We start from the raw sequence: 6,576 nt of genomic DNA, 5'->3' as shown, positions 1-6,576 counted from the left end.
AAGTATTTTATGCAAAAAAAAATGGGGGAATCGATAAAAAATTAAATTAATAAAAGAGAGTAATCACAGGGGCAGATGAGTTTCTGTGAGAACTCGAATTATTAAAGGGGGTATTTATACCCTTTATATGAACATGGTGAAAATATGTACCAATCTCTAGAAAAGAGAGTATTTGATGAAATAGAGTATGACCTTGGGCATATCTTAGAAACAATGTTAGAAAACAAACAGATAAGAGAGCTTGTGGTGTATTTTTTTAAGATAAAAGAAAACACATAGTATTGGGATCAAGTATTTAGACTTTATAAAATGTATATAAGAAATTACATTCATTGGAGAACCATCAATGCACCCTATATCTCTAGAATATTTCTTTGAAGCATCTAAACATCTTCAGTTTAAAGAGGTAAAAATAGTTGATAAAGAAGAAATTATAAAAGAAGAAACCTATAACATGAATTTTTTTATTATAGATGAAATTAGAGACAGTGATTATGGTAAAAAAATGATTTTATATTTTAGAACTAAAGATGAGAGCTGTTTTATTATAAGAGACTTATTAAGTTTTATCGTCCATAAAAGATGCGCCAACGTTAAAATTAAGCATTTATGATATCAACATTTTACTAAGGGCAGATATCTATCATATTATCAAAAAGTTTTTAGAAAATATTTATGAAGAGGACAAGCTTTTAGAATATTCTATTATTAAACTTACAGGACAATCCTGCAAAGTAGAATTATTTAGAGAAGCTCTAAAAGAGTTTGTACCAGGTAGAATTATACAGTCTAGAAAAAATAAAAAAGCGCAAAAGGATCATTATGATCTAAAATTAACCTGTCTTAAGGGAGCACTTAAATATTTACAAGCAAAAAAGTTTGGTTATATGAATGTAAACATTCATACACGTATACCTACACTCCCCTATGTAATCAGTGCCTATACCCATAGTGGAGATGAAAAAATACTGATTCATAGTTTAGACAAAGAAAATACAAGTGGGAGTATTTCAAGGTTTATAGAGCGGATTACATTAAAACTTTATTTAAAAGATATAAATGGAGACACGAGATATTTCTTTGACGGATTAAAATAATTAATCGAATATAAATATCAGATATAAATATCAAATAGAAATGGGGTGAAATATTGTTTTTAAGTAAATCCCCTATATTTAGTAGAGGAAGAATTTTGTAAGTCATGGGACAGAAATTTTCATAGATCGTGATACACACATCCATAAAGATGAAATAGAACTTTGTAGATTCAAGCTAAAGAAAGGGGCAAAACTGAGAAATAATTATGTGAACTTTGAAGATATGACAACAGAGTATAACACATTAAATAGGATTCATGTACATTTTTCAGCCTATAAAAATAGTACCCTATCCCCTTACGTGCTAACAAATTTTGCAAAAGAAGCATTTGGATACAAACTAAGCAATCCACTAGATATAGCCTTTTGTATGCAGTGTTTACAAAAGGAAGAAGCCATGAGTAAAGAACTGATTATAAATTATATAGCAGCAAGGTTAGAAATAGATTATAAGGATTATTCAAATGAGAAACTATACAAGTTTTTAGTAGAAATATTGAAAGAAATCAAATCTAGCAAAGGCATGAAAAGAGATAGAAATTATCTATCAAAGAGAATACTTGTAGATTAGGAGAGAAATAATATGGCTATTTATAAAGTTAAGGAAGGTGCAACACTTAGCTGCACACTCGGTACAGCAACGAGCGAATTAAAAGTGCCACAAAGTCATGGAGCAAGGATGCAAGGAAAGAATCAAGCGACCATTGCTGATCATGTTGGAAATGTAAACATTATGTCATTTTCTATGTGCACAAGAGTCTACCCTCCTGTTGCTTGTACGCCATCTATCGCACTCAAATGGATCAATGGCAAAAAAGATTTTAAGATTCGTGATGAATTAGCCCTATTAAATATTTGCATCGTACCATGTATGCATGGTGGAATCATCAAAATACAACAGTCAGGTCAAAGTGAATAAAGAATATGAAAGAGGGGTCTAAATGTCTGCTATAAGCTACTTACAACTAAGAACAAATATAGAGAGTGTGCAACAAATAAAAAAGATGAAAATAACACAGCACATCAATGACCATGCCTATATATATTTGACAGCCATACTCAATGATGCGGATGAAGATGATTATGTAAAGCGCGTCAAGGCAGAAGAACAAATAGAAATACGTATAGATGGAGAAAGTTCTGAAATTTTATTTAAAGGAAGCATACAACACATACAAGTTGAAGCCGTAGAGGGGATTTATTATTTAGAAATAAAAGGTGTGTCCAACTCTTTTATGGCAGATGTAAAAAAAGAAAATCGTTCCTTCCAAGATAAAAATATGACTTATAAGGATATGGTACAAGGGATTATAAGCAATTATGCAGGTGGCGCTATAATCGATAAAGCATCGAAAGGCAAAACAATTGATAAATTCATCATGCAATATCGAGAAACAGATTGGGAGTTTTTAAAGAGAATGGCATCCCATTTTAATAGGGGATTAGTTCCATCCATGAAACATGCTGGACCTAAAATAGTATTGGGCGTTTTAGAAGGAAATGAAATAGGAAAAATAGAGAATTACAACTACTATGTATAGTGGTTCCTTTGTCAAGACAACTATTTTAAAATTCTTAATGAACCATATTTTTACAGCTAATCAGTGTTCTTATTAAAACAACATTTAGTAGTAATTCCCCTTAGGTAGCCTATAGCTATATATGTTACAAAGTTAAGGAAAGAGACGTCACTCTCGCGGCTTTAGCCCTTTAGGAACGCAAACAGCTAAAATTGTGGATAAGGGAAATACAGCTTATTAGGCTACTTTCTTAAATCCATAATAAACTTCATAAGGCGTTTGATAATTATGTGCTTGGTGAGGATGTTCCTTGTTGTATAATTTCATAAATCTATTAATACCAGCTCTAAGTTCTTTGGGTGTGACATAATGATAAATATAAATATCATCATATTTCAAAGTTCTAAAGAATCTTTCCACAATAACATTATCAGCCCAACGTCCTTTTCCATCCATGCTTATGAGAATATCATTTTCTTTTAAAAGTGAAGTATATTCATGACTTGTAAACTGGCTACCTTGGTCACTATTAATAATTTTTGGTTTGCCATAACATTTAATAGCTTTACGTACACAAGTGATTACAGATTCTACTTGCAGTGTATCTGAAAGCTCATATCCTACTATGTAACGAGAATACCAATCAATAATAACTGTGAGATACATAAAACTTCTTCCCATAGGGATATAAGTTATGTCAATAGACCATACCTGATTAGGTGTAGTGATAGGTAATTTCCTTAAGAGATAAGGATACGTTTTATTCTGTTTGTTAGGCATAGATAGGTTTGGCTTAGGATATATGGCATATATTCTCATTTCTTGCATATAGCGTCGCACAAGCTTTCTACCAATAGGGTATCCTTTGGCAATAAGTGTAGCTGCAATTCTTCTTGTTCCCCAAGCAGGATGTTCTGTGTGCATATAATCTATGTCATGTTTGATTTTAATTTCTAAATCGTTAGCTTCTCGCTCCTTGTAATACATACTTGTACGATTAAAATCTAGGAGTTTACACTGTGCGCTTAGGGAGAGCTTAGAATCGGTCTTTGTAACCAGTTCTTTCTTCCCAGCCAGATCCAAGAGCTTGTTCAGATTTTTTTTTCAGCCAGTCCACATGTACCGTGAGCTGACCAATAGTTTTATAAAGACTCTCGACTTTGTTTTCATAGGCAATTTTTTTTTCTTCAAAAGCTACATCTTTTTTATTAGAAAAAGCATTGGACGCATTGGCAAGAAATTCTTTCTTCCAATTACGGAGCATATTAGGGGCAATTTCATGTTCTGTAGCTAGTTGATTCAACTCTTTCTCTTCACGAAGGAGTTCAAGTACAACTTGTGTTTTAAATTCTGGTGTGAAACTTCTTCTCTTTTTCATATGAATACCGTCCTTTTTTAGTTGATTTTATTATAACAGGATTCATTAAGAAATAGAAATTTATCTGTCTAGATTACAGGTACCATTATAATGTAACAAAAAACATCGCACAATACATGAAATCATCGAAAAACACAAATCCAAGTTTAAAACAATCAGACACCATAGAATTTCATATTGAGACAGAAAAAGACTATGAAATAGGGGATAAAGTTACCTATCAAAATATTCATTTATACATAAAAAGTAAAGAAGTAGAGATGGAAAATGGTATTTTAGATTTTAGATATGCGCTTTCAACGAAGATGGGTCTTAGTCAAGATCAGTTATATAATGAACAAATAACAGGGATGTCTTTAAAGGGAAAAGTTCTAAAAATAGTGCGTGACAAAGTGAAGGTACATTTAGAAATAGATAAATTTCAAGATAACAATAAGGCATGGGAATTTCCTTATACGACCATGTATACGGCAGAAGGAAATAGTGGTTGGTATTGTATGCCAGAAATAAATGACACCGTATTTATTTACTTTCCTACGAAAGAAGAACATCAAGGGGTAGGGATGAACGCCATAAGAGTCATGAATAAGGGAACAGATAAAATATCAAATCCAGATATCAAATATTTTAGAACAATAGACGGAAAAGAGTTAAAGTTCAGCCCAGATGAGATCAAAATAACATGCATCAATGGAATAGACAAAGAAACAGGAGAATCAAAGGTTATATATATTAAGCTAAATCAAGACAATGGTATTGAAATAGTCAGTTCAGAGCCTATTTCGTTTAAAACAGATAAAGGGATAAAGTTAGAAGCGGAAGACACCATCAAAATATTAGCGGGTGAGCAGATTAAACTTAAGTGCAAAACAAGTGAAATAAGTATTGATAGCAAGATTGATATCTGTGGGGAGGACGTAAGAATTAATTAAAAAATAAACAGTATAAAGGTGAGAATATGGAATACTTTGTAATGAAATATGATGATCGGGTTTTATCACCAATAAAGATTGATTTATCAACAATCGATATAGATGCAAAAGAAGCAAGTGTTGCATACGCAATGTTTCATGAAAATACAACGTTTGTTGATTATTTTTACATAAAAAAACTCTTTAAGTATAATTTCTGTGTATCAGATGAACTAAAAGAATTGTTAGACATCTATGCAGATGAAATGACAGCTATACCTCTTTTTATAACAGACAAAAAACAAGAAAATCAAAAGGTCTATTGGAAAATAGATATAGAAGTACAGGACTGTTTAGAAATGAAGCCACATATGAAATATGATGATTTAACGATTATACAAGATAAAATGAAAAACAAAAAAGATGAAAACAAAAAAGATGAAAACAAAAACAAATATATATTTAAAGTACTATTTGAAAAACAAGAATACTTAATTGTGTCACTACATCTAGCAGAAAACATTTTACGAAAGAATTTATGTGGCATGCAATTTATTCCAGTCAAGCTAAAGTGAGGTGATAAAGGATGAAGCGTGGATTATCCTATCAAAATCTAACAATCGATTTACCCGTAAAGCTTCAAAAGATAACAAAGCTAAAAATAGAGCAAAGTCTAAATAACCATGCTGTAGCCCACATAACAGGAATACTAGAAGAAACAGAAAAATTAGATGCAATATACAAATTAAACATTGAAACCAATATAAAAATAAAATCAAAAGCAGAAGACGGAGAAAAAATAATTTTTTCAGGCGTACCCGTAAATGTAAGCATCAAGCATACAGATGATGTGTATTACATTGATCTAGTGCTAAATAGTTATTCGATCTATCTAGATTTCAAAACAAAAAGCAGAAGTTTTCAAAACAAACAAAATCCATATACCAACATATTTAAAGAAGTCATCAAAGAATACGCAGGATACGTATTAGATGTGGCAACAAAAGGAGCAAAGCAAAATGGTGCCATCATACAATACGAGGAGACCGATTGGGAATTCATCAAAAGAATAGCTTCACATGTAGGGGCTAAGATATTTCCAGAAATACAATCTAACAAACCTAAAATATACATAGGTATGAATCGTGGAAATAGCTATGAAGAAAGAAACCATAACTATACAATAGAAAAAAATATAAAGGATTATCTAGACTTTGAGAAAAATTACGGCGGTGCTAGTGAAAAAGATAGGATCTTTTATACAGTGGAAAGTATGGATGACTATGAACTAGGAGATAAGATCACCTATCAAAAAATCGTATTTACAGTTGTTCAAAAAAATTCAGCGTTAGAAAAAGGAATCCTTACACATAGATATAAATTGCAAAAGGAAAAAAGTATCAAACAAAACATCCTATACAACAAAAAAATTGAAGGGGTATCCATAGAAGGGAAAGTACTTGCAGTAAAGAGAGACAAGCTAAAGCTTCATTTATCAATCGATCCTACTCAAAGTGAAGAATTAGCAAACTGGTATCAGTTTGATACAAGCTATACATCAGAAGGAACAACAGGTGTCGATTCTCAAATTAAAGTAGCAAAAATTCTCGGATTAAATGGGTATACAATAGGATAAAAAATCAAACGGTTCTCAGATTAAATAATTTGAT

Annotated in this window: 10 protein-coding genes; 8 read left to right on the top strand and 2 right to left on the bottom strand. The window is 31.5% G+C overall.

The window, feature by feature from the left end; genetic code table 11:
- Positions 1-346: 346 nt before the first annotated feature.
- From EV214_RS18160 to EV214_RS18140, 5 genes are all read left to right on the top strand, one after another.
- Positions 347-613 carry a hypothetical protein gene (locus tag EV214_RS18160; protein WP_132248370.1) on the top strand — a complete coding sequence of 89 codons (267 nt, stop codon included), beginning with the start codon at positions 347-349 and terminating at the stop codon, positions 611-613.
- Positions 614-887: 274 nt separating this feature from the next.
- Entirely contained in the window at positions 888-1,097 is a 210-nt protein-coding gene (locus EV214_RS18155; protein WP_132248368.1) for a hypothetical protein, read from the top strand.
- A gap of 208 nt (positions 1,098-1,305) precedes the next feature.
- Complete coding sequence (locus tag EV214_RS18150; protein WP_165916471.1) at positions 1,306-1,668, top strand: hypothetical protein; 363 nt, start codon at positions 1,306-1,308, stop codon at positions 1,666-1,668.
- A gap of 12 nt (positions 1,669-1,680) precedes the next feature.
- Positions 1,681-2,016, top strand: coding sequence for a DUF4280 domain-containing protein (locus EV214_RS18145; protein ID WP_132248364.1), 336 nt, complete (start codon positions 1,681-1,683; stop codon positions 2,014-2,016).
- Positions 2,017-2,038: 22 nt separating this feature from the next.
- Positions 2,039-2,638: a contractile injection system protein, VgrG/Pvc8 family gene (locus EV214_RS18140; RefSeq protein WP_132248362.1), complete on the top strand. Its 600-nt coding sequence runs from the start codon at positions 2,039-2,041 to the stop codon at positions 2,636-2,638.
- A gap of 216 nt (positions 2,639-2,854) precedes the next feature.
- Here EV214_RS18140 and EV214_RS18135 read toward each other — a convergent pair whose 3' ends face one another.
- Positions 2,855-3,700: an IS3 family transposase gene (locus tag EV214_RS18135; RefSeq protein ID WP_330571346.1), complete on the bottom strand. Its 846-nt coding sequence runs from the start codon at positions 3,698-3,700 to the stop codon at positions 2,855-2,857.
- Positions 3,654-3,995, bottom strand: a complete 342-nt coding sequence (locus tag EV214_RS19530) for a transposase (protein WP_330571345.1) — start codon at positions 3,993-3,995, stop codon at positions 3,654-3,656. Before EV214_RS19530 ends, EV214_RS18135 begins: the two co-directional genes overlap by 47 nt.
- A 116-nt stretch (positions 3,996-4,111) precedes the next feature.
- On the opposite strand from EV214_RS19530, the gene EV214_RS18130 reads away from it, so the two are divergent.
- The 3 genes from EV214_RS18130 to EV214_RS18120 are packed head-to-tail and all read left to right on the top strand — an operon-like array spanning position 4,112 to position 6,542.
- Entirely contained in the window at positions 4,112-4,927 is an 816-nt protein-coding gene (locus tag EV214_RS18130; RefSeq protein WP_132248360.1) for a hypothetical protein, read from the top strand.
- A 26-nt stretch (positions 4,928-4,953) separates the two neighbouring features.
- Positions 4,954-5,481, top strand: coding sequence for a hypothetical protein (locus EV214_RS18125; RefSeq protein ID WP_132248358.1), 528 nt, complete (start codon positions 4,954-4,956; stop codon positions 5,479-5,481).
- Between the two features lie 11 nt (positions 5,482-5,492).
- On the top strand, positions 5,493-6,542 hold the full coding sequence (locus EV214_RS18120) for a contractile injection system protein, VgrG/Pvc8 family (protein ID WP_132248356.1): 1,050 nt from the start codon (positions 5,493-5,495) through the stop codon (positions 6,540-6,542).
- Positions 6,543-6,576 lie beyond the last annotated feature (34 nt).

This window comes from Marinisporobacter balticus (genome assembly GCF_004345705.1).
GTDB classification, from domain to species: domain Bacteria; phylum Bacillota; class Clostridia; order Peptostreptococcales; family Thermotaleaceae; genus Marinisporobacter; species Marinisporobacter balticus.
Note: the sequence above shows the minus strand (reverse complement) of the source record. Positions and strands in the feature narration are given on the sequence as shown.